General features: G+C 59.8%; 25 protein-coding genes and 1 tRNA gene. 12 read left to right on the top strand and 14 right to left on the bottom strand.

The features are described 5' to 3' along the window. Positions 1-193: 193 nt before the first annotated feature. Positions 194-799: a LysE family transporter gene (locus DOM56_RS08140; protein ID WP_110708307.1), complete on the top strand. Its 606-nt coding sequence runs from the start codon at positions 194-196 to the stop codon at positions 797-799. An 11-nt stretch (positions 800-810) separates the two neighbouring features. Further along, positions 811-1,620, top strand: a complete 810-nt coding sequence (locus DOM56_RS08135; protein WP_110708306.1) for an AraC family transcriptional regulator — start codon at positions 811-813, stop codon at positions 1,618-1,620. Positions 1,621-1,685: 65 nt separating this feature from the next. On the opposite strand, the gene DOM56_RS08130 is transcribed toward DOM56_RS08135, so the two are convergent. Both DOM56_RS08130 and DOM56_RS08125 read right to left on the bottom strand, forming a co-directional pair. Beyond that, positions 1,686-1,985, bottom strand: coding sequence for an AzlD family protein (locus DOM56_RS08130; protein WP_110708305.1), 300 nt, complete (start codon positions 1,983-1,985; stop codon positions 1,686-1,688). Further along, entirely contained in the window at positions 1,985-2,701 is a 717-nt protein-coding gene (locus DOM56_RS08125; protein WP_198655725.1) for an AzlC family ABC transporter permease, read from the bottom strand. Before DOM56_RS08125 ends, DOM56_RS08130 begins: the two co-directional genes overlap by 1 nt. A gap of 65 nt (positions 2,702-2,766) precedes the next feature. Here DOM56_RS08125 and DOM56_RS08120 point away from each other — a divergent pair, with 65 nt between their 5' ends. Then, entirely contained in the window at positions 2,767-3,294 is a 528-nt protein-coding gene (locus tag DOM56_RS08120) for an Lrp/AsnC family transcriptional regulator (RefSeq protein WP_110708303.1), read from the top strand. Positions 3,295-3,597: 303 nt separating this feature from the next. On the opposite strand, the gene DOM56_RS08115 is transcribed toward DOM56_RS08120, so the two are convergent. The 3 genes from DOM56_RS08115 to DOM56_RS08105 form a co-directional block, all read right to left on the bottom strand. Beyond that, on the bottom strand, positions 3,598-5,148 hold the full coding sequence (locus tag DOM56_RS08115) for a DNA polymerase (protein WP_110708302.1): 1,551 nt from the start codon (positions 5,146-5,148) through the stop codon (positions 3,598-3,600). Next, entirely contained in the window at positions 5,141-6,913 is a 1,773-nt protein-coding gene (locus tag DOM56_RS08110) for an RNA-directed DNA polymerase (RefSeq protein WP_198655724.1), read from the bottom strand. The genes DOM56_RS08115 and DOM56_RS08110 overlap by 8 nt, the downstream gene beginning before the upstream one ends. A 382-nt stretch (positions 6,914-7,295) precedes the next feature. Further along, entirely contained in the window at positions 7,296-7,694 is a 399-nt protein-coding gene (locus tag DOM56_RS08105) for a helix-turn-helix domain-containing protein (RefSeq protein WP_232822228.1), read from the bottom strand. A gap of 65 nt (positions 7,695-7,759) precedes the next feature. Between DOM56_RS08105 and DOM56_RS08100 the strand changes: the two genes are divergently transcribed. Next, positions 7,760-8,461: a cation diffusion facilitator family transporter gene (locus DOM56_RS08100; RefSeq protein ID WP_110708299.1), complete on the top strand. Its 702-nt coding sequence runs from the start codon at positions 7,760-7,762 to the stop codon at positions 8,459-8,461. Here the strand turns inward: DOM56_RS08100 and DOM56_RS08095 are convergent. Together DOM56_RS08095 and DOM56_RS08090 are read right to left on the bottom strand one after the other, a co-directional pair. Continuing rightward, the gene (locus tag DOM56_RS08095) at positions 8,447-9,331 is read right to left on the bottom strand and encodes an alpha/beta hydrolase (protein WP_110708298.1); all 885 of its coding nucleotides are present in this window, start codon (positions 9,329-9,331) and stop codon (positions 8,447-8,449) included. The genes DOM56_RS08100 and DOM56_RS08095 overlap by 15 nt on opposite strands. 127 nt (positions 9,332-9,458) lie before the next feature. Next, positions 9,459-10,010 (bottom strand): TetR/AcrR family transcriptional regulator, encoded by a 552-nt coding sequence (locus DOM56_RS08090; RefSeq protein WP_110708297.1) that lies wholly within the window; start codon positions 10,008-10,010, stop codon positions 9,459-9,461. A 144-nt stretch (positions 10,011-10,154) separates the two neighbouring features. Between DOM56_RS08090 and DOM56_RS08085 the strand changes: the two genes are divergently transcribed. Continuing rightward, positions 10,155-10,748, top strand: a complete 594-nt coding sequence (locus DOM56_RS08085) for a LysE family transporter (RefSeq protein WP_157958185.1) — start codon at positions 10,155-10,157, stop codon at positions 10,746-10,748. Between the two features lie 109 nt (positions 10,749-10,857). Here DOM56_RS08085 and DOM56_RS08080 read toward each other — a convergent pair whose 3' ends face one another. Further along, positions 10,858-11,412 carry a GNAT family protein gene (locus DOM56_RS08080; protein ID WP_232822227.1) on the bottom strand — a complete coding sequence of 185 codons (555 nt, stop codon included), beginning with the start codon at positions 11,410-11,412 and terminating at the stop codon, positions 10,858-10,860. Positions 11,413-11,559: 147 nt separating this feature from the next. Between DOM56_RS08080 and lpcA the strand changes: the two genes are divergently transcribed. Beyond that, positions 11,560-12,138, top strand: coding sequence for a D-sedoheptulose 7-phosphate isomerase (lpcA, locus tag DOM56_RS08075; protein WP_110598524.1), 579 nt, complete (start codon positions 11,560-11,562; stop codon positions 12,136-12,138). A gap of 57 nt (positions 12,139-12,195) precedes the next feature. Here the strand turns inward: lpcA and DOM56_RS08070 are convergent, their stop codons facing one another. Beyond that, a complete protein-coding gene (locus DOM56_RS08070; RefSeq protein WP_110708295.1) occupies positions 12,196-13,122 on the bottom strand; it encodes a DMT family transporter in 927 nt (308 codons plus the stop codon). A gap of 150 nt (positions 13,123-13,272) precedes the next feature. Here DOM56_RS08070 and DOM56_RS08065 point away from each other — a divergent pair, with 150 nt between their 5' ends. Next, on the top strand, positions 13,273-14,223 hold the full coding sequence (locus tag DOM56_RS08065; protein WP_110708294.1) for a LysR substrate-binding domain-containing protein: 951 nt from the start codon (positions 13,273-13,275) through the stop codon (positions 14,221-14,223). 272 nt (positions 14,224-14,495) lie between these two features. On the opposite strand, the gene DOM56_RS08060 is transcribed toward DOM56_RS08065, so the two are convergent. The 5 genes from DOM56_RS08060 to DOM56_RS08040 form a co-directional block, all read right to left on the bottom strand. Beyond that, a tRNA-Arg gene (locus DOM56_RS08060) sits at positions 14,496-14,572 on the bottom strand. 210 nt (positions 14,573-14,782) lie between these two features. Further along, positions 14,783-15,457, bottom strand: coding sequence for a metal-binding protein ZinT (locus tag DOM56_RS08055; RefSeq protein WP_110708293.1), 675 nt, complete (start codon positions 15,455-15,457; stop codon positions 14,783-14,785). A gap of 196 nt (positions 15,458-15,653) precedes the next feature. Continuing rightward, positions 15,654-16,460: a DTW domain-containing protein gene (locus DOM56_RS08050; RefSeq protein WP_110708292.1), complete on the bottom strand. Its 807-nt coding sequence runs from the start codon at positions 16,458-16,460 to the stop codon at positions 15,654-15,656. A gap of 148 nt (positions 16,461-16,608) precedes the next feature. Continuing rightward, positions 16,609-17,568, bottom strand: coding sequence for a bile acid:sodium symporter family protein (locus DOM56_RS08045; protein WP_280951288.1), 960 nt, complete (start codon positions 17,566-17,568; stop codon positions 16,609-16,611). 197 nt (positions 17,569-17,765) lie between these two features. Further along, positions 17,766-18,494, bottom strand: a complete 729-nt coding sequence (locus tag DOM56_RS08040) for a Sir2 family NAD-dependent protein deacetylase (RefSeq protein WP_110708290.1) — start codon at positions 18,492-18,494, stop codon at positions 17,766-17,768. 181 nt (positions 18,495-18,675) lie between these two features. Here DOM56_RS08040 and DOM56_RS08035 point away from each other — a divergent pair, with 181 nt between their 5' ends. From DOM56_RS08035 to DOM56_RS08015, 5 genes are all read left to right on the top strand, one after another. Continuing rightward, entirely contained in the window at positions 18,676-19,494 is an 819-nt protein-coding gene (locus DOM56_RS08035) for a pseudouridine synthase (RefSeq protein ID WP_110708289.1), read from the top strand. Positions 19,495-19,504: 10 nt separating this feature from the next. After that, complete coding sequence (gene tcdA / locus DOM56_RS08030; protein ID WP_110708288.1) at positions 19,505-20,437, top strand: tRNA cyclic N6-threonylcarbamoyladenosine(37) synthase TcdA; 933 nt, start codon at positions 19,505-19,507, stop codon at positions 20,435-20,437. Next, entirely contained in the window at positions 20,430-20,660 is a 231-nt protein-coding gene (locus tag DOM56_RS08025; RefSeq protein WP_110708287.1) for a DUF1653 domain-containing protein, read from the top strand. Before tcdA ends, DOM56_RS08025 begins: the two co-directional genes overlap by 8 nt. Before the next feature lie 161 nt (positions 20,661-20,821). Continuing rightward, positions 20,822-21,328 (top strand): 5-(carboxyamino)imidazole ribonucleotide mutase, encoded by a 507-nt coding sequence (purE, locus tag DOM56_RS08020; protein ID WP_110708286.1) that lies wholly within the window; start codon positions 20,822-20,824, stop codon positions 21,326-21,328. Next, the gene (locus DOM56_RS08015) at positions 21,325-22,416 is read left to right on the top strand and encodes a 5-(carboxyamino)imidazole ribonucleotide synthase (protein ID WP_110708285.1); all 1,092 of its coding nucleotides are present in this window, start codon (positions 21,325-21,327) and stop codon (positions 22,414-22,416) included. Before purE ends, DOM56_RS08015 begins: the two co-directional genes overlap by 4 nt. Positions 22,417-22,465 lie beyond the last annotated feature (49 nt).

Genomic DNA, 22,465 nt, shown 5'->3' with positions numbered 1-22,465 from the left:
GAATTCGCACCCAGGCAGCGAAGTCGGAGCGGGACTGGTGATGCCTCCAGCGCCATCGAGAAACGATCCTTATCAACGGACTGCAGACTGCCACAAGGCGAGAAACGTCCGCTGCAGGATCGTTCAAGATTCGCCGCCTTCAACGCTCTAGCCTATCGACCCAACCGGAACTGATCATCGATGAGGCAGAGAGATGGAGATCGTTTTGTACGCGTTCACCGTGATGTACACGCCCGGCCCGGTGAACCTGCTGAGTTTGAACGAGGGGCTGAGCGCTTCGCTCAGGAAGACGTGGGGGTTCTTCGCCGGCGTGGCACTGGCGATCTTCTGCTGGTTCGCCGTGATCGGTTTCGCGGGCCAAATCCTGATTGTCCGGGACCTGGTCCCCTACATCGCGCTGGCCGGCAGCGCCTATATTCTCTACCTGGCGTTCAAGTTATTCACCTCGACCCCGTCGGCGGCCGGGGATCGGGAAAGTCTACGTTCAGGGCGGTTGAGCTTCGCCAATGGATTCTTCATGCAACTGCTCAACCCGAAGAACTCACTCGTCGTCATCCCGATCACTACGGTGATGTTCCCGGGCCGAGGAATCACCGGCACAGCGTTGATCGGCTGTTCGGCGCTCATCGCGCTGGGCGGCGGTGGCGCTCCCGCGCTCTACTTCTGGGTTGGCAAGATCGTTGGCAAGCAGATCCATCAACCGAGATACTTTCGTCTCTGCAACCGGATCATGGCGATGCTGCTCGTCGTGGTCGCAGTGATGATGTTCTTCGATTACGTTGTCGTACCGCTGCTATGACAGGAATCGCCATGGCCGATAACAGTGCCGACTGGTGCATCATGGCTTCGCCTTCTCGTATCGAGCGTCTGGAGGCGCGCTTTCAGGGTCATGCCTACGACACCCACCGCCACGACACCTTCGCCATCGGCATCACGCTGGATGGGGTGCAGAGCTTCCACTACCGGCGCGACTATCGGCACAGCCTGCCCGGCACCGTCATGGTGCTCCACCCGGACGAGGCTCACGATGGCCACGCCGGCGACGAGCGCGGGTTTCACTACCGCATGCTCTACATCGCCCCGGCGCTGATCCAGACCGCGCTGGGCGGCAGGACCCTGCCCCACATTGCCGGCGGCCTGTCGACGGACCCGCGATTGAGGGACGCCGTCCGCTTTCTCCTGACCTCGGTCGGGGCGCCTCTGGATGCGCTTGAGGAGGAGAACGGCATTGCCGACCTGGCCGCCGTGCTGGAAGCCAACAGCGATACCCGGATCGCCCGTTTGCGAACGACACCCGACTACCGCGCGGCGAGCCGGGTTCGGGACTATCTCGATACCCGCACTCAAGAGGTCGTGACGCTGGACGATCTCGAGTCGATCTCCGGCCAAGAGCGCTGGACGCTCTCCCGCGACTTTCGCGCGCTGTTCGGCACCAGCCCCTATCGCTACCTCACGCTACGTCGGCTGGATCTCGCCAGGCAGTGCATCGCCACCGGCATCAGCCTGAGCGAAGCGGCGCTCTCGGCGGGATTCGCCGACCAGAGCCACATGACCCGCGCCTTCGGTCGCGCCTTTGGCATGCCTCCCTCGCGGTGGCGATCGTTACTAAGGCGGGGTTGAGATTTTCGGCGGCGGTTCGACTGCCAGGCTGACCAGACCGTCGAACTCCCAGAACATGTGCATGCCTAGCCCAGCAGGTGTCGCAACAAACCCGTCGAGATCACACTGATCATGACCGTGGAAAGCAGCGAAAAGCGGATGGCTACCAGCACGGTAATCGCCAGTGCCAGCAACTCACCCATGTCCCCGATGACGAATCGAGGTGCTATTACCGTGATGAGCACGCAGCCGGGAGCAACTTCCATGACGCGAGTCGCTCTGGCATTCAACACCAGACGACTGACCGCCAGGAAGCCGATCAGGCGAGTGGAATAAGTGGCTAGCCCCATGAGAGCTATCGTCAACGCCGCATCGACCGAGACCATCAGCGTTCGCCCCCCGACAGATATGCCACCAATAATCCGCCAGTCGCCCCAGCCGGGACGTACCATCCCTGGGGTAGCCATAACCACGCCACTAAAGCGACCAATAGACTGGTCACCCAAGGCAATGCGGAGCTACGCCCTCTCCACATGCCTCTCATCAATACGAGGAATACGGCAGGAAACACCATGTCGAAACCCCAGGCCCGGATATCGCTCAAGGCTGGGTCGATCAGCGCACCAACGGAGGTAAAAGCCACCCAGTTGACCCAGAGTAGCAGCGCAACCCCCAGATAATAGTGGAAGCTGAAAGATAGGGGTCGCGACGAACTTCTTGCATCGGTAAGCCCCATCGCCCAGCTCTCATCACACATGAAGAAAAGAGCAGGCACCGTCTTGCGATAAGGCAGATGTTTCAGCAGAGGAGCCAGCGTGGCCCCCATCACGATGTGACGACTATTGACCAAGAATGTCATTGCCACGATCAGAGCGATATCCGGTGACGAGGACCACAGCTCGACCGCCGCGAACTCGGATCCGCCGGCGTAGTTGAGCGCGGTCATCAACGACACCTCGGCGATGCTCATCCCCTTCTGACTCGCTTGCGCGCCCAGTACCAGCGCCAATGGAACCAGGCCGATAATGACGGGAAGCGCATGCTTGCCCCCCCGCTTTAGCTCTCCCCAACGGCGTGTCTCTACTGCAGATCCCGATTGCATAAGCGTTCTCGTCGATAGTGAATGCATATCCATCCTATCGACCCGAGCACGAAATTTGATTTTTTATGCGCTATAAAACCGTATATCCTGGCATAGGATTTCAAATAGAGAGGGATAAATTGAATTCAAAACCATACCTACTCGACAAGACGGACAGGCGGATCCTCAATGCACTGCAGCGAGACGGCCGCGTGCAAAACCTGGAGCTCGCCAAGCGTATCGGGCTCTCCCCCTCAACCTGTTTGCGCAGAGTGCGCCTACTGGAGGAAGCCGGTGTCATTCGGGGTTACGCCGCACTGCTGAATAGCGCGAAAGTCGGCATCGGTGTGAGTGTCTTCACGCGTGTGTGGCTGACCGGCCAAGACAAAGAAACGGTCAACCAGTTCATCGAACTGGTGAAGGAGATGCCACAGGTTCTGGAGTGCCACCTGATGGCGGGTGACTGTGACTTTCTACTAAGAGTGGCCGTCGAAGACTTGACCGCCTACCGAGAGTTTCAGATGCAGCATCTTACTAACCTGAATATCGTTCAGAGCGTCAAAACCGAGATTCCGATGGAAGAAATAAAATGCACCTCGAAAATTGAACTTTAAAGTCTGGCTACCCACTTCCCAAACGCCTAGCACCTAACGAAACTGTCCATTTCATTCTGAATTTATCTACCAATATTGGATAATGTCGAATAGCAGTGGACTAAGTTTGAGCGGCTGGTGGGCAGTCGGATGGGGCCGAAGCAGGACTATTAAATGGACATAAGTTCATGAAAATACAAAAGATTTACTCATGAAAAGGCGCAAGATATGCCTTTATGTATGCCACTAACCTACATAGTGTCCAATTCACCTCCCTCCCAAACAGGTACCACACTGAACGGTAGCCATAAAACCCAGTGCTATCTAATCGGCGAAGAAAGCTCCTACTGAAGCTTTGCCCTTCACCCGTCCCTCAAGTACCGTGGTCATGGATTGTTCAAAAGCAGCAATAACTTTAGTCGGCGTATCCCCTGCCGTGTGCTCGAACAGCAGTGCATCATGCATAGGCAGGATGATGGTAACGTCTTCCAGCTCCCCAACCGCAAGCAATGCCTTTTTGAAGATGAGCGACGCCGTTCCTTGGACCACTTGGCTTACCGCAGATCGTTTTTCTTTGACTGACAGTGCGCCCAGCCGATTGCGCACGAAGTGGTTTCCAAACAAAGTACTAATACGTCCGTGAGCTTGAAAATCATCCCAGATGGACTTTTTCCAGTTCTCGTACTGCTTGAAGACTCCAAAAGCAGCTTTTGCGCGAGATCGGTCAACCCCAAATGAGACCGCGGCATCAATAAGAGCTTTTTTGCTCATTCCATAAGCATAAGACAGGAATAATTGTTTAGCTGCCTTCCTATTACCTGGTAAATTGAGTTGGTGAATGGCGAAATGATCATACATATCACCTTCGGCATAGAGTCTCATAAGCTCTTGGTCCTGAGACAGCGCCGCCATGATTCCGACCTCATACTGATCGAAGTCAACGTAGCAAATTTTTCCATTATTACGTGCCCCGATGATACCGCGATACTTTTTAGGAATATTTTGAAGATTAGGGCTTCGCAAATGAATACGAGAAGTTCGAGACCCAAACACATCAAGTACTGGTCGAATAATTCTAGTCGACAAAGTTAGGGAGCCAAGTACTCGCCTAGCGTCGTCTGATTCTTGAAGCTTGATGGTATCACTGCCAAAGTCAAGCTCGTGCGGAACGTACTCAAGAAGATAGTCAACTGACACATCATCCAGTTCATAATTCATCGCTATCAACTTCTTCTCCAAAGCTTTTTTGCTAGGAGTTTCTAGCGGCATATCATGCTTGTCAGAGTATTCCTTGAGACGATTAAAAAAATTATATTCTGCTTCCTTACGCATTTCTGACAATCGGTCATTCTCAATACGGATACCGCCAGCCATCGCATTTTGAAGCAGCCTATAAACAGGGGCTTCGATATCAAAGAATCGCTCAGCTTCACCCAACGCTTTCGCATTTTCCAACAAATGTACAAACATTTCTTCAAATGCTATTGCTATTTTTTTTGCAACCTCAGGATCAAACTCTAATGCTTTGTTAAACATTTTTCTGTAAGCAGAGCATATTTCCTGCTCCGCACCACTTTGTTCTAACCAGGCGGTAATATCTTGTTTTTCTCGCACCAAACGATCATCGGGTATCCCGCTAGTGGCGATTCTAAACTCATCGAGATCAATAATCAGATTTGGTAACCTGCCGCTTTTCTCAAATAGAGAATCACGTATCAGCCAAAAATCATGGCATACTATACTACCAGAATACCTAGTAACCTCATCTGCCTCAGTCTCGACTAGCTGATGATCAACATACCAGTAGAATCGGTCCAAACCTCGACTAGTATAATCCTTTGTGAAAAGGAGTACTCTCCAGGGCGATTCAATCATACTCGCTGACCTCATCAACAAGATTCAACAGATCTGGTGTTTCACGTTTAGCAAAAGGTAGCCCTTCATCACTTACATGACGCTCAGCCTTTTGCGAAGTGCGTTTCAATAGGGTTGGCAATCGATCATAGAGCGGTTTCAAATCATTTTGATCAAGTATTGACGAAGCGATTAAGAAATATCGAGCATTTTGATATGGCATTTCTTCGAATTTTTCGATCCCCTTTTTTACTAAATCTGGTTCATTAACACACCGAAGCCAGATCAAAATGGCTGCGGATTCCCCAGAGGCTACGTCTTCCTGCAATTTAGACTCAGCCAACCTAACCAATTTGTCAGAACGGTATTGCCTAATGCCGAGCAACATCCATATATTATAGTTTTGCCAATCATGAATCGACCGCTCTTCTGATAACAAAAATTCTTCTAAAGCAGGCAAGCACCTGCCATCTCGATCAAGAGTTGATATTAAACGGCAATATTGGTCTGTAGACACCGCATGTTCAAACAGAGATTGAGAAAGTGTATCGAGCAATGCTACCGACAGCGTATCGCCGATATCAAAAAGGCCCAACTCAACAATCTGAGAAACTCGATTCACGGCAAATCTAAACTGCCTAGTTTGCGTATCCCCATTAGCTATACACTCGTTCAAAATATTAAATATATACTCCACTGAACGAGTCACTATTCTACGACTTCGAGACTGCCACATTTGGTTGATAGCAATGGTTGAACTATCCTGAGAAGGAAAGTGCACAAAAATCCTATCTGGTGTAGCGTCTGGTGGTAAAATCTCAGTTTTGCTAGCATTTATATTTAAACCTACTTTTCGCATCGCGCGAATAAGATCCTGGATTGCACGATTGGCTTGAAGATCAGTATCAGCTAACACGCGAATATCATCAACATATCTAAAATAATCATACCCTTTCTCAGTCATTTCGCAGTCGACGGCACGAAGTAAAATGTTAGAAAGAAACGAAGATGCATCGCGATTTTGCGGTAACCCATGATCACCACTGAACGTCCATTGCACAAGCAATCTATCTAAGGTATTGATCGCGTTGCGGATATGAAGTTTCTCGGGCCCGGAGGCATCAATCTCAGGAATCACATTTTGTAGAGAAGCGACAATCTGTTCACGAGAAATATTCTCAAAAAAATTACTCAGATCCGTAACGACTAGATATTTTCCAGAGCGAGAGAATGTCAGTGTCACGCCTTCGAATGTGAACCACCGGTCAATTTTATTCTTGAAAAGATACTTAGGGTTTTTAGAAAATGGTTCATACCTATAACTAAGAACCCTATTGCTAAGCAAGCCATCATAATAAGGAATAAGAAACGTGCAAATTGCCTGATATACAAACCGGTCAAAAAAATCTGTCTCTAGCCCGTAGCGCTCTCCATATCCTTTTTTAGGAATGTTGCGAACAACGCTGCGAGTCCCACAATATATTCCGTTCCACTCTTCCAAGAGTGAAAGAACTACACGCTTAGTTTCGCTTGGATGTTTAAAAAGATCATCGTATTGCAAACAGTCAAAATACCAGTCATCTCTCATGTCCTGCCTTAAGTGCTTGAGCACAAGATCAAAGTCAACAGGAAAACCGAGTGCCTGTCCCTTATTCCAAAAAGCAGGGCTCAAATCGTACTGTGAATCTTCTATTTGGTGATCGCCATCGCTCACTTGGACACCTGCACTTGACTTAGTTGCTTTTATCACTGAAGAAGGCGTACTTTCACCGCCTAAAAACTTCAATGAGCTCTTTAACCTAACTGTGCACTACGCTGCTGATAAGTAATGCCTCATTCTCTAGAGAACTGAGAACAACTTGGCTCCATCAAGCATAGTCAGGAAGAACATTTCGCTTCAATTTGCCACATTTCGTTTCACTTCTCTATCCAACGTCCCACGCCTTTCGTCGAGGCCGTTGCAAAATGCATCATTCCGCATCATTTATCAGTACTAGAATCGTCCCGCCGCCCCAGCAACGGCGCGGCTTCGCGGCCTCTGCAACGCTGCATCAAAACCGACCCATTTAGCGCGCAGGCGGGGCGGGGAGTCGACAGCGCGCCGGCAGGTTGCGGCGAGGTAGGGGCAGGACGGTGGCCACAGGGGCGTGGCCACCCACTCGCCGCTGTTACTGTGACAGCGACTCGATGATCTTGCAGTCGGCCACGGTGTCCGCCTGGCAGCATCGCTCGAGCCGGTCGAGTTCCTGCTCCAGTTGCTGTAGATCCTTCAGCCTGGACCTGACCCGCTCCAGTTGCTCGTGGATGATCGAATCGACCCGCCCGCACGGTGCATTCTCGTCATCGGCGAGCCCGAGCAACGATTTAACGTCTTCCAGGCTCAACCCCAGGTGACGGGCGCGCTTGATGAAGATCAGGCGTTCTCGCTCTCGATCCGTGTAGAGGCGATAACCGCCCTCGGTTCTGGTCACCGGCGCGACAAGCCCCGCGCTCTCGTAGTAGCGGATGGTCACCGCCTTGGTGTCGGTCGCCTTGGCAAGCTGACCGATGGTGATCTGCGCCTCCATAATGCTTGACCCTATAGCCGCTAGAACCTTCATGCTAGCAGCCAATCATTCGAGGAGGCACTGGCATGGACTCTTGCTGCGAGAACAAGGCTGGCGAGCTGGCGCAATTGCGGGGCGCGCAGGCCAAGGTGCTGTATTGGGTACTCGGTATCAACGGCTCGATGTTCGTGATCGAGTTCGTGGCGGGCTGGCTGATTGGGTCGACGGCACTGCTGGCTGACTCGCTCGATATGTTCGGCGATGCCACCGTCTACGTGCTGACGCTATACGCCCTGCACCGAAGTGACCGAACACGAGCCGGTGCGGCGCTGGTCAAGAGCCTGTTCATGTTCGTTTTCGGTCTGGCGGTCATTGCCGAGGCGGTCCACAAGAGCATGGTAGGCAGCGTCCCCGAAGCCGGGGCGATGGGCATCATGGGTTTGCTGGCGCTGGCGGCCAACACCATCTGTTTCATCATGCTGCTGCGCTACCGCTCGGCGGATCTCAATATGCGTTCGACCTGGCTCTGTTCGCGCAACGATCTCATCGCGAATATCAGCGTGGTGCTGGCCGCCATCGCCGTCGGCGTGACCGGCTCGCTCTGGCCGGACGTGATCGTCGGCCTGGCCATTGCGGCACTGTTCCTGCATTCGGCCTGGCAGGTCTCCGGCGAGGCATGGGGGGCGTGGCGAGGGGCGAAGCCGGTCATGGCAACTGACGCCGCGCGCCCATCGAGCGAGCCGGCGAATGAGACCTGCTGCAAGGCCCGCTCGTCATGTTGTCAATGAGGCGGAGTCGGCGTTGCCACGGAAGAAGTCGAGGAGCGCGCTGGCCAGCGCCTCCGGTGCTTCCTCAGCCATATGATGGCCGCAGTCGAGCCCATGCCCCACTAGCGATGTCGTCCAGGGACGCCACACCTCCAGCACATCGCCATAGAGTCGCTCCAGGTCGTCACGTAATGACCACAGCACCATGGCCGGGCACTGGATCCGTCTGCCCTGCTCGCGGTCTTCGCGGTCGTGCAGGTGATCCACGCTCAGCCCGGCGCGGTAATCCTCGATCATGCCGTGGACGGTGGCCGGATCGTGAATGGCTCTATGGAAGTCGGCGAATGATGCTTTCCCCATCGCTTCGGGATCGCCGCCGTACCAAGCATCCGGATCGGCCAGGACGGCTCGTTCTGGCTTTTCAAACTGCGCGAAAAAGAACCAGTGCCACCACTCGGTGGCGAACCGTGCATCGCACCGTTCCAGCGCCTCGAGAATCGGCACGCCATCGAGAATGACGGCTTTTTCGATAGCCTCGGGGTGATCCATCGCCGTGCGGAAGGCCGTGTAACTGCCTCGGTCGTGGCCGACGATGGAGAAGCGGTCGAAGCCTAGGTGCCGCATCAACTCGATGCAGTCCTGCGCCTTGGCGCGTTTGGACGATCCGGAGTGGTCGGGTGTGTCGGCGGGCTTGGAAGACTCTCCGAAACCTCTCAGGTCGGGGCAGACGACGGTGTGGTGAGCGGTCAGTAGCGGCGCTACGCGGTGCCAGGTCGTGTGCGTCCGCGGATGGCCATGCAACAACAGGATCGGCGGCCCGGATCCGCCATACCGCACTCTCAAGGTCGCTTCTGACAGCGCTACCCTCTCCAACTGAAACCCTTCAAACATCACGCCCCATCCTTGTCCGTGATTTGCACGGATTCAGGGTAGTCGCAACGCCCCCCGTTCGCTCACCGGGAGAGAGAGGGTTTCCGGGGTTAGGGCACTACGCCGGGTTTCTCCGTGACGGACGAGGTCATGTCCTAAGAGGTCGCAGCAGTCTGGCCGCTATCTGCTTGGCTCGCTCGACAGGCTCGAGATTGCCCTCTCGTAGCACGCCCATGACGGCACCATCGATAAGCAGTTGAAAGTCGCAGGCGAGTTCGTGACTCGGTGAGTGGCCGGCTTGCTCGAGCACTCGAGCCATGATCCGTATCTGCGCCAGCTTGTGCTCTCTGGCGATGCGATGGGTCTCGCTGCCACGGTCGGCAGCTTCCACCATGGCGTTGGTGAAGGCACAACCTCGGAAATCGGCTTGTCCGTAGCGCTCGGCGATGACATCGAACACACCGAGGGGCGAGCTGTCATTGGCGGCGAGACCTGCCTCGAGTGATGCCAGGGCGATCTCATTGCGGTGGCGTAGCACGGCATGAACCAGCGCATCCTTGCTGTCGAAGTGACGATAGAACGACGCACGCCCCACGCCGGAGGTTTCTATCAACTCGCTGATGCCGACCGTATTGATGCCTCGTTGATAGAACAGCGCTTCCGCCGTCGCTATCAGTCGCTCTCGAGCCTGTATCGGCATGGCTGTTCCTCTCTACGATCTTGACACTGGATGGTAATGATCAGTACCGTTTCATGCAAACGGTACTGATCGGTTCCGTATCGGGACCAGCATTTCACGGTCGCTATTGCTCTGAGAAGAGCGTATTCGGAGATGAAGAGGCTCATGTCGCAAGTCGCCACACTCGCTATCACGGCACTGCTCTTGTTCGGCTCCCCGGGGCCGGGGCCAATGACGATCGTGGCGACATCCGCCACCTTTGGCGTCCGCAAGACGCTCTCGCTCTATGCGGGCATTCTGACCGGGCTGGCGATTTCGATGGTGGCGGCGGCCCTGGGCCTGGCAGCGCTACTGGCGGCCTGGCCCAGTGCAAAGCTGACGCTGCAAATCGTGGGCGGGCTCTACGTGCTCTACCTCGCCTACCGCATTGCGTCCACGCCACTCGACACGAACGCAGCCGAAGGCACCCGCCTGACGATGCGCGATGGCATTCTCCTCAACGTGCTAAACCCGAAGTCCTACGCGGTGTTACTGGTGATCTACTCCCAGTTTCTGCTGACGCTGTCGCCGGCGGCCATGGCTTACGTCGCCACCATGGGGGTTTGCCTGGCAGTTGCCGTTTTCACCAATATCTTCTGGATGTGCGTCGGTGGCGCAATCCGACCGCTCGTGCAGCGCCCTCTCTTCTCCCGATTGCTCCGTCTTGCCTTCGCACTGCTGATGATCGGGGCGGTCTCCTGGGCTTTCATTCAGAGTTGAGTTCCCATTCATCGCCCGACTGGGCCTTGGCCGATAACGTCAGGTCGTGAACGGTCACCCGACGCCAGGATTTGGCGACACACAGAGCGCGGTCAGGCCGCATCCCAATTCAGGTGTCTCTGGACCGATCGGCGGCAATTGCCTTGACGGCCCACTCTTCCGACGTGATCGCATAGCGCTCATGATCCCTCCACTCCCCATCGATTTTCAGGTACCGCGGCGAATACCCCTCCAACCGAAAACCCAGGGATTTGATCAAGCCAGCCGAGCGCTCGTTGCCTGGCTGAATATTGGCCTCCAGTCGATGCAGCTCGTGCTCGCCGAAGGCGCGGGAAACCACGGCGCTCAACGCTTCCTTCATCAGCCCTTTGCCCTGGTTCGGGCTGAACGCATGGTAGCCGAGATACGCCGACTGGAGTGCGCCACGAACGATCTCGTTCAGGTTGATACAGCCGACCAAAGTGCCGTCTCTCGTCCTGGCCAGGTAGCTATAGCGACTATCCGCCGAGTATCGACGCAGGTAATCGGCGTACTTCTCCGGTGTATCCGGTGGCGAAACCCATCTGCCCAGGAGGGATTCACTGCGCTGAACGGCGGCCAGGAACGCCGCCCTGTGTTCCGCACCGGGCTGGAAGATTTCCACATTCATCATCGTGAAGACCAACGTTTGTCGTGACTCCTCTCGCGAGCTTGGCTCCGGCGCGAGGAAGAGGTGGTTGGGAAAAGTCGTTCATGTCTGCCGCGCCCAAATTTCCCCAGCGCCACCGGCCGCGTGTAGGCTGGCGAGCACGGTCGACCAGAGGGTGCGCTATTGGAACTGAAAGACATCGCCAAAGAGCAATTTTGCGAAGCGGCAGATGTGCTGGCTCGCTTCAGTCAGGATGAAACCCAACTGGAGGCCGTCACGCAAGCGGCGGAGCTGTTGGCGGCACGCTTCAAAGCCGGTGGAAAAGTGCTCGCCTGCGGCAATGGCGGTTCACACTGCGACGCCATGCATTTCGCCGAAGAACTCACCGGGCGCTTTCGGGAGAATCGCCGGGGCTTGCCGGCCATCGCCATTTCCGACCCGAGCCATCTCTCCTGCGTCGCCAACGACTTCGGCTATGAGCACGTCTTCTCGCGCTATGTCGAAGCGGTCGGCATGGAAGGCGATGTACTCTTCGGGCTTTCGACCTCCGGCAACTCCGCCACCATCATCAGAGCCGTCGAAGCGGCCCGAGCGAAGAAGATGCTCGTCATTCTACTGACCGGAAAGGATGGCGGCAGATTGGCGGGTCTGGCGGACGTGGAGATTCGTGTGCCCCACTTTGGCTACGCCGACCGGATTCAAGAGATCCATATCAAGGTGATCCACACCATCATTTTGATGGTCGAGAAACTGTTGGAGTGAGAGGCGAGACCGCTTCCCATTCGCTCGCCACGACCAGGCCGACAACGGCATCAAGCGTCAGCCGCGTGAGACAGTGACGATCCCGGCCAACAGCATGGCCCCGCCGACCAGAAAACTGACGGTCAACGGTTCATCAAGCAGTAGCGCGCCAAACATCACCCCGAAGATGGGCGACAGAAACGAGAACACCCCCAGCTGCGATGCCCAGTACCGGCGCAGTAGCGCGAACCACAGCAACAGTGCCGCGCAGGAGATCACCAGCGTCTGGAAGGCCAGGCTGGTAACGGCGATCCAGCTGAATCGTATCGCCGCGAGATCGCCGCTGAACAGCGCCACCGGCAATAACAGCACGCCCGCGGTCAGCAGTTGATAACCTTGGGTCTGCAGCGGCGGCGCCTCCGACAGCGAGGTACGCCGCAGCACCAACGTCGTGGCCGCCCAACTCATGCCCGCCAGCAGTCCGAAGATATCCCCCACCAACATGGCACCCGCATTCGCGCCCTCGCCGCTGGGCGCCATGGCGAGCACCAGGCCCGCAAAGGCCAGCGCCATGCCCCACCACTGGCGCTTGGCCAGCTGTTCTCCAGGTACCAGGAAATGCAGTCCAAGGCCCGCGAATACCGGCGCGGTATACAGGAAGACCGACATGTGAGATGCGGTGGTGTAGTGGAGCCCCAACGCCACGAACACGAACTCGAAGGTAAAGCCCAGACCAACCAGTATCCCCGGCCCGAGGCCCGCCACGAAATCACGCCACTGGATGCCTCGCAGGGCCGCCAGCCCCCATATGAGAATGGCCGCCAGCATCGAACGCAGCGCGATCTGAGTCAGCGGCGCAATGTCCGCCGCTGCCGATTTGATCGCCACCTGCTGCAGGCCCAGCGCCACACAGAACAGCACCATGGCCGCACCGGCCGGCACATCGATGGCACGACGCGTCGGTAACGCCGTTGCGGCTGTGGATGATGCGGAAAAACAAGACATGGGGCCTCTCCCTCGGTACGGCTCACACAGGCATCGGCAATATCTGCACCGTGTCTGGAAAGCCGATGAATCAGGTCGGGAAGTGGACCATTTGCCGCCTGGGCCGCCAAGCGATTATCTTGCAGGGCCAGACTCAGGAAAACTCAACTCATGAAGATCGAACGCCTGCCTCTCAATGGCCTGCGTGCCTTTGCAGCAGCCTCTCGCGAGGGCAGCTTCAAGGTGGCGGCAGACCGACTTGGAGTCACGCCTGGGGCGGTCAGCCGTCAGATCAAGCAGCTCGAGGAGCGTCTGGCGGTGACGCTGTTCGAGCGCCATGCCAACGGTGTCAGAACCACGGCCGCCGGAAGACGCCTCGCCGAGGATGTCGATGCCGGTCTGGCCCGTATCGCGGCCGGCATGGAAGCGATCGCCAATATCACGCCTGACATCACTCGCCTGCTGCTCAGCGCACCGCCCTCTTTCACCCAGCTGTGGCTGCTGCCACGGTTGGCCGATTTCGAACTCCGTCACCGCCAACTGGAGATTTCGATCGACGCCAGCCAGGCGCTCAGCGAACCCAGCTGGCACGATACGGACGCCCGTCTGGCGCTGCGCTACGGCCGGCCTCCCTGGCCCGGCGTCAGTACGCTGCCACTGTTCGGGGATGTACTGGTCCCGGTCTGCTCGCCGACATTGCTTGACCACCGGCCCATCGAACAGCCACACGACCTGCTGGCACACACCCTGTTCGATGTCTGCTGGTCGACGTCGGGGAGTGGCGGCTTTCCGAACTGGAGAGACTGGTTTGCCGCGGCGGGCCTGGCTGGGCAGCCGCTTCCAACCTTGCGTCACTACTCGCTGTATGGCCTCGCTCTGGATCAGGTCATCGCCGGTCGCGGCCTGATCCTCGCCAGCCTGCCAGTGGTCGCGGATCGCCTGGTCAGCGGCATCCTGACCTGCCCGTTCGGCGATCGATGGATGCTGCCGTCTCCGTTCCGGTATGAGCTGGTCACTCCCGACAACGGCAAGCCACCGGAAGGTATTCGCGAGTTCATCGATTGGCTGCTCGACGAGGCCCGTCAGTTCAGCCTGACCACCCCCGGCATGCCGGAGCCGTAAGTCACCTGTATGCGCTTGGTGGCTTGCACCGGCCACGCCTGCCTCGCCCAAGGTTTCAGCTTCGGGGTACAGGCCGGGTTTCTCGATCCGGCGGGCGGCCAGGGGCGTCCTGGTATCGCACTCGAGTGCGAACAGGCGGTAGAGCACACGCGATACCACGAGGTTACCGCATGAACCGGAAATGACGAGGAACGGCGGGAAAGAGAGCGTCTCGAATATCGCTGCATGTCGGCAGCTCGCGAGAGAAGTCGTCGACGAGGAAGATGAGGAACTGGCGCCCGAAGCAGGACTCGAACCTGCAACCCACGGCTTCGAAGGCCGGTACTCTATCCAATTGAGCTATTCGGGCGCACGGCGCAGAAGATAACATTGCTCGGGCCTCCGATGCGAGTGCGACGGAGGCCCGAATCGGCGATTAGGCTTTGTCTGAAAAGTCGGCGAGCGAAGAACAGATAAGGCAAAAATCGGCGAAAAGTCGGAATTTACACAGTGTAAATGAGTACTTTGAACCGATTTTTAACGCAATGGGGGTTGAGCGCAGCCAGTCTTCGGACAGCGCTTAGTGCGCCATCATCTCTTCGGCGATCTCCTTGCCGCTCAGCTCGGAGGGGTAGTAGGTCGGCCAGTTGGTGACCTCCTCGAGCAGTGCTTCTCGGTCGTCACCCATGTAGAGGTGGTAGTGGTCCGCATCGTTGGGCGCGATGGTGTGGTCGCTGAACTGGAAGTATTTCGGCGCTTCCTCGTCGCCGGCTTCTCGCTCGAAGATGTAGCGCACGCCTCGATTGCCGGCTTCATAGGTCAGGATCTCATAGCCGTCGTAGACGTATTCGCCAGTATGCGCTTCGTCCCCTTCGTAGAAAGTGACATCGTCGCCGTCGATGACGATCCGATTTACGTCGGTCTGGTAGCCCTTCTCGTAGTAGGTCTTGTATTCGGCCGCCGTCTTGTCGCCATGCTCTGCCTTGTGGGCGAACACCGGGTCGAGCGTGCCGTCCTCCAGGTAGGGATAGACGGACTGCCAGTCCCCTTCCCAGTCGGAGAGCTGGCGATCCTCGACCTGGTCGTCGTCGAAGTAGCCGGCGTCAATGTCCTTGTCCTGGCCGTGGTCATGAGCATGGTCGTGGTCATGGCCATGATCGTGGTCGTGATCCGCCGCCATGGCGGCCGAGTAGCTCCCCATCGCCAATACACCGACGACCACTACACCCGCGCTGTGCGCTGACAACAGTTTCATGAAGTGACTCTCTCTTGTGAACAGACGAAGATCGAAACGCCATTGAACAATACGTTATATCATAACATTACATCAAATATGACGAACGTTTGCAGACGGCGCCGCCAGAGAGGATGCGTGACGCATGGGGTTCGCCGCTGGCCTCGCGTGGGTCGATATCCCGGGCGCGAGGCGCGCTGGCGAGCAGCTGGCGGGGTCAGACGTAGCTGACGCCGAAGGCTCGTCGGTCGAGCAGCCGCTGCATTGCGGCGTTGGGCTTTTCGATCTTGTGGTAGAAACGGCTCGCGGCGTAGCTTTCGTTGAAGGCGTCGAAGTAGTCGTCGAGCACATTGGCGGCGTTGACGTCGCCGGTCTTGCGCAGCAGCTCGGCAGCGACTTCTGCGGTGCAGAGATGCGCGGCCGAGGCCGGCTTGCGAAGCCGATAGCGGGTCAGGCGATCCGTATGGAGCGGCAATACCGGCAGGTTTTCCAGATACGGGCTCTTGCGGAAGATGCGCCGCGCCTGACGCCAGGTTCCGTCGATCAAGATGAACACGGGGATGAAGCCGTCCTGCTTGGCGCCGATCACTGCCCGCTCGTCGACCACGCGATGCTGATAGTCGGGCTGGTCGTCGGGGAAGACCACGAACGGCACGTAGCGCCGATCCGCCAGCAACTCGAGCAGGCGCGCCTCCGGGGCGGTGCGATACCAGGTGAAGGTCTCGGTCTGCGGCAATACGTCGGCGATCAGTCGGCCGGTATTGGTGGGCTTGTTGTGCTCGTACGGATGAGTCAGCAGCCATACCTGGGCGTCGCTGGTCGCCGTCACCCGGTAGGGGCAGAGGCAATTGAGCGCAGGCAGACGACAGCCCTCGCAGCGCTCGACGAAGCTGCCGCGGGCCTTGAACTCGCGACGCGGCGGGAACGCTTCTCCGGCCGCCGGTTCACGGCGGGGGGCGGCGTTCGGCGCATCAGTCTCGCTCGGCGACCGATTATCGGTCGCCAGGTCGGCATCGTTACGCATGGCTCAGCGGTCTCTGCACAAAAAAGCGGGGCGCGCATTCTAGCACTTCGCCCCGCTGTCTCGGACCCGCAATCGAGAAAAGATCTGTATCAATCCCTCAAAGGGTGTCTACAAAATCCCTGCGCTCGGCGGATTTGTAAACACCCTCTCAGCGGCCGAGGCTCTCGCTCGTTTTGCCCGACTCACCGTGGGTGGGGATGCCGCGCTGCTTCCAGTATCCCGCCAGCACCGAGCCGGAAACGTTGTGCCAGACCGAGAACAGCGCTCCCGGCAGCGCCGCGCCGGCGGTGAAGAACTGGTTGGCGAGGGTGACCGCCAGCCCGGAATTCTGCAGTCCCACCTCGAAGGCGATGGTGCGCGCGGTACGGATATCGAAGCCCAGCGCGCGGCTCAGCCAGTAGCCACCGGCGAGGCCGATGCTGTTGTGGGCGATGACGGCGATCGCCACGATCGGCCCCAGCGTTGCCAGGTTGCCGGCGTTGAGTGCGACCACGATGGCGATGATCAGCACGATGGCGGCCATGGCCAGCGTCGCCAGGGCCGATTCGATCTTGCGGATCCGTGCCCCCAGCAGATGGTGGACGACGACCCCCAGCGCAATCGGCGCGATCACCAGTTGCGCGATGCTCATCAGCATGCCCAGAACCGGCACGTCGATGGTCTGGCCGACCAGCAGCCAGGTGATGAACGGCGTGGCGACGACCGAGATCACGGTGGAAACCATGGTCATCGAGACCGACAGCGCCACGTGGCCGCCGGCGAGCCAGGTCATCACGTTGGAGGAGGTGCCCCCGGCGGTGGCGCCGACCAGGATCATCCCGGTGGTCAGCTCCGGGCTCAGGCCCAGCACGCGAGACACCAGCAGCGCGGCCACCGGCATGATCAGGAACTGCAGCACCACGCCGACGGCGATCGGCTTGGGCGCCTTGATCACGCGGGCGAAGTCCTCGCGGGTCAGGGTCAGGCCCATGGCGAACATGATCACCACGAGCAGCGTCTTGATATCCGCTTTCAACCCGACGAATAGCTGTGGCTCGAAAGCGGCGATGACGGCCAGCAAGACGGCCCAGACCGGGAACAACCGGTTGATGCGTTCAAACATGATGATGTGTCCTAGCGATGGTGTGACTCACCGATGGGGCAAGCCGGGGCCGCTCGAGCGGCTCTGTCGGGATCGATACGAAAAGAAGCCACGGTTTCGATATCGACCGGGCGCGCTATTCTGCCGTACCGCGAGCCGTGACTAAATAGGCAAAAGGCGGCAGATGCCGGGGTTTCCCGCCCCGGCCGGCAAGTCGACGGGATTCAGTCGCCGAAACCGCCCTGCTCTCGCCACCGTGCCGCCAGTGCCGGCACGCCCTGGCTGGCCGGTTCCGGGACGGGGCTGACGCCGGGCGGCGCCAGGTCGCGGGCGTGGGGATCGACCAGCCAGCACCGCGCCTCCAGCGGGGCCTGTTCCAGCAGCAGCGCCGCCGGCATCACCGCCAGCGAGGTGCCGACCACCAGCAGCGCATCGGCCTCGGCGACGATATCGCAGGCTTCCGCGTAGCGCGGCACCGCCTCGCCGAACCAGACCACATCCGGGCGCAACTGGCTGCCCTTGTCGCACAGATCGCCGATCGCGATGGTGCCTCGAGGCGAGATCTCCTCCACCGGATAGCGCAGATTGGCATCGACGGACGAGCGCGCCAGCCGAATCTCGCCGTGCAGGTGCAGCACATGGCGGGAACCGGCGCGCTCGTGCAGGTCGTCGATATTCTGGGTGACCACGCTGACCCGAAACCCCGCCGCCTCGAGCTCGGCCAGCGCCAGGTGGGCGGCGTTGGGGCGCGCCCGGCGGGCCTGCTCGCGGCGCCCGTCGTAGAAGCGCAGCACGGTTTCCGGGTCACGCGCCCAGGCTTCGGGCGTTGCCACATCCTCGACACGATGGTTTTCCCACAGGCCGTCGCCGTCGCGGAAGGTCCTGAGGCCGCTCTCGGCGCTGATGCCGGCACCGGTCAGTACCACCAGATGGGGTTTGGTGTGATCACTCATGACGCCATACGCCTCCCTTCGGGCTGGACCTTCAGCGAGGCTAGCATGGGCTGGCGCCGCGGACATCCGCCGCCGGCAAAAGCCACGCGGCCCTCGCTCCTGGGCAGCGGTGACGAGCCCCTTGAGATACCCCGTCCCAGCCCCGACAATAGCGACCCGTTCCGCTTTGCGAGCCCGTTTCATGACCGCGACACTTGCCACGACCGCGCGCGCGGCGCCGCTGGCGGTGATCTACCGCGATGCGCGGCTGATCGCCGTGGCCAAACCGCCGGGGATGCTGGTGCATCGCACGGCGCTGGCCCGCGGCGAGACCCGGTTCGTGATGCAGACGCTGCGCGACCAGCTCGGCCAGCACGTCTATCCGGTCCACCGGCTGGACCGACCCACCAGTGGCGTACTGCTGTTCGCGCTGGACAGCGAGGCAGCCGCGGCGCTGACGCGCTCCTTCATCGAGCAGCAGGTGACCAAGCGCTATCTGGCCGTGGTTCGCGGCTGGGGGCCGGAAGCGATCAGCGTCGACGCCCCGCTGCGTGAGGAGGATGGCATCCGACCCAAGGCGGAGATGCCGGCGCAGGCGGCGCTGACCCATTTCCGGCGCCTGGCGACGGCAGAACTTCCGGTGGCGATCGACCGCTATCCGCACTCGCGCTATTCGCTGATGGAAGCGTGGCCGGAAACGGGGCGTCGCCACCAGATCCGTCGCCATCTGGCCCGCTGCGGTCATCCGATCATCAACGACGCCAAGCACGGCAAGGGCATCCACAACCGCTACTTCCGCGATCACCTGGATTGTCCGCATCTGCTGTTGTCCAGCGTACAATTGACGCTGACACACCCGTTCGAGGGTCGCCGACTGACGCTGGAAGCGGCTCCCGACGACCACTTCTCCGCCCTGCTTATCCGGTTCGGCTGGCAGGCGCACCTGACACGAAACGACGCCCGGTGGCAGACGTCCGGCGAAAGCATGACGCCAGCCGAACCGAGCGATGCCCTTTCATGATCGAGATCCCATGAGCGACGACGCCAAGACTCTTCAGGACGCCCCCGAATCCGGCGACGACGGCCTGCGTGACGACTACGATTTCCGCTTCGGCGGTATTCGGCGCCTCTACGGCACCCGTGCGGCCAGCGCCTTTCGTCGCGCCCACGTGGTGGTGATCGGCGTGGGCGGTGTCGGCAGCTGGAGTGCCGAGGCGCTGGCGCGCTCCGGTATCGGCAAGCTCACCCTGATCGACCTGGACGATGTCTGCGTCTCCAACGTCAATCGCCAGCTCCACGCCCTGGACGGCCAGATCGGCAAACCCAAGGTGGCGGTACTGGCCGAGCGCTGCCGCGCGATCTGGCCGGGCATCGAGGTGGTCGCCGACGAAGCCTTCATCACCCCGACCAACCTCGCCGACAGGATTCCGGCCGACGCCGACCACGTGATCGACGCCATCGATCACGTCGGCGCCAAGGCGGCGCTGATCCACTACTGCAACCGCCGCAAGCTGCCGATCACCGTGACCGGCGGCGCCGGCGGCCAGAGCGATCCAACCCGCGTGCGGGTCGCCGATCTCACCCGTACCGAACACGACCCGCTGCTGGCCAAGGTGCGCTCGAAGCTGCGCCGGGATTTCGGCTTCTCGCGCAATCCCAAGCGTCGCTTCGGCGTCGAGTGCGTCTATTCGGACGAGCAGCTCGTCTATCCCGGCGAGGATGGCGAGGTCTGCCTGCAGAAGCCTGCGCCGGGCGAGTCGACACGGCTCGACTGCGCCGCCGGCTTCGGCGCGGTCAGCGTGGTCACCGGCACCTTCGGCTTCGTGGCGGCCGGGCGCGTGCTGACCCGGCTCGCCGCCAGGACTGCACGCTCTGCCGCCCCGGCGAAGGCGCCAGCGTCGACGGAGACGACCCGCACATCGGCAGAACCGTCAATCGATACCCAGGAGGTCCCCCATGAGTGAACATCACAAGCCGGTCCCGGGCATCTACCGTCACTACAAGGGCCAGCTCTACGAGGTACTCGATGTCGCCCAGCACAGCGAGACCGAGGAGTGGCTGGTGGTCTACCGCGCGCTCTACGGCGACTACGGGCTGTGGGTGCGCCCGCTCGCCATGTTCTGCGAACAGGTCAGCGTCAGCGACGAACCGGTGGCACGCTTCGCGCTGGAGAAAGCATTCCGCTAAACGCTGCCTGAAAGATGATGGTTTCCCCGCAGGAACGATTTTACGGCTGATCGATTTTCCGTATTCCCGTACAATTCGCTGCTTTCCAAGCGACGGCCCGACGATTCCACACGGTGGTAGCCACAACGGGGGCCGGCGAATCATTTCCCACGGGAGGAAGCATGAGCGTACGCGTCGGCGTGATCATGGGTTCGAAGTCGGACTGGTCGACTCTCTGCCATACCGTCGAGACCCTCGAAAAGCTGGGTATCGAGCATGAAACCAAGGTGGTCTCCGCCCACCGCACGCCGGACCTGCTGTTCGAATACGCCGAGACCGCTGCCGACCGGGGCCTGGAAGTGATCATCGCCGGCGCCGGCGGCGCGGCCCATCTGCCGGGCATGTGCGCCGCCAAGACGCGCCTGCCGGTGCTGGGCGTACCGGTGAAGTCGAGCACGCTCTCCGGGGTCGACTCGCTGCTCTCCATCGTCCAGATGCCGGCCGGCATTCCCACCGCGACGCTGGCGATCGGCCGCGCCGGGGCGATCAACGCCGCCCTGCTCGCCGCCGCCATGCTGGCCAACCACGACGAGCTCATCCGCGAGGCGCTGGAGGCCTTCCGTGCCGAACAGACGCAGCAGGTGCTCGACAACCCCGATCCTCGACCCGCAGATCAGGAGCCCTCATGAGAATCGGTATCGTCGGCGGCGGTCAGCTCGGCCGCATGCTCGCCCAGGCGGGCGCGCCAATGGATCTTCGCTTCACCTTCCTCGACCCCGGCAGCGAGCCGTGTGCCGCCGTCCACGGCCAGCACCTGCAGGCCGACTGGCAGGACCCGGAGGCGTTGAACACGCTGACCGCCAGCTGTGACGCCATCACCTTCGAATTCGAGAACGTGCCGGCCGAGGCGGTCGAACGGCTGGCCGAGCGCCGTCCCGCCTATCCGCCCGCCTCGGCGCTGGCCACGGCACGGGACCGCTGGCTCGAGAAATCGCTGTTCCGTTCGCTGGATATCGACGTGCCGCCCATCGCCCGGATCGACAGCCAGACCGACCTCGACACTGCGGTGAACGAGATCGGCCTGCCGGTGGTGATCAAGACCCGAACCCTGGGCTACGACGGCAAGGGCCAGAAGGTGCTGCGCGCGCCGGAAGAGGTCGCCGGCACTTTCGATGAACTCGGCGGCGTGCCGTTGATCCTCGAGGGTTTCATCGACTTCGACCACGAGATCTCGGTGATTGCCGTGCGCGGCCGCGACGGCGAGATCCGCCACTGGCCGGTGGTGCGCAACGAGCATCGCCAGGGCATCCTGCACTGCTCGGTGCCGCAGATCGCGCATCCGCTGCAGGCCCAGGCCGAGGATTACGCCAGCCGGGTCATGAACGAACTCGACTATGTCGGGGTGATGGCGTTCGAGTTCTTCGTCACCGCCGCCGGGCTGCTCGCCAACGAGATCGCGCCCCGGGTCCACAACTCCGGCCACTGGAGTATCGAGGGCGCGGTGACCAGCCAGTTCGAGAACCACGTCCGCGCCGTCGCCGGCCTGCCGCTGGGCGAGACCGCCCGCCTGGCACCGTGCGCGATGCTCAACGTGATCGGCGCCTTCCCCGACCGCGACGCCGTGCTCGCCGTGCCCGGCACCCGCTGGCACGACTACGGCAAGGCGCCCCGGCCGGGCCGCAAGATCGGTCATGTGACGGTGCTGGCCGCGGACGACGAGACGCTGAAGACGCGTCTCGAGGCGGTCGAGGCGCTGCTGGTCAACGACCTGGGTTGAGTCTCGGCGTCGATCACGCCCGGCCCCGCAACGAAGAAGGCCCCGATGT

It is taken from the genome of Salinicola sp. CR57 (assembly GCF_003206585.1).
GTDB lineage: Bacteria > Pseudomonadota > Gammaproteobacteria > Pseudomonadales > Halomonadaceae > Salinicola > Salinicola lusitanus.
The sequence above is the reverse complement of the archived record's forward strand: the minus strand, read 5'-3'. Positions and strand labels throughout refer to the sequence as shown.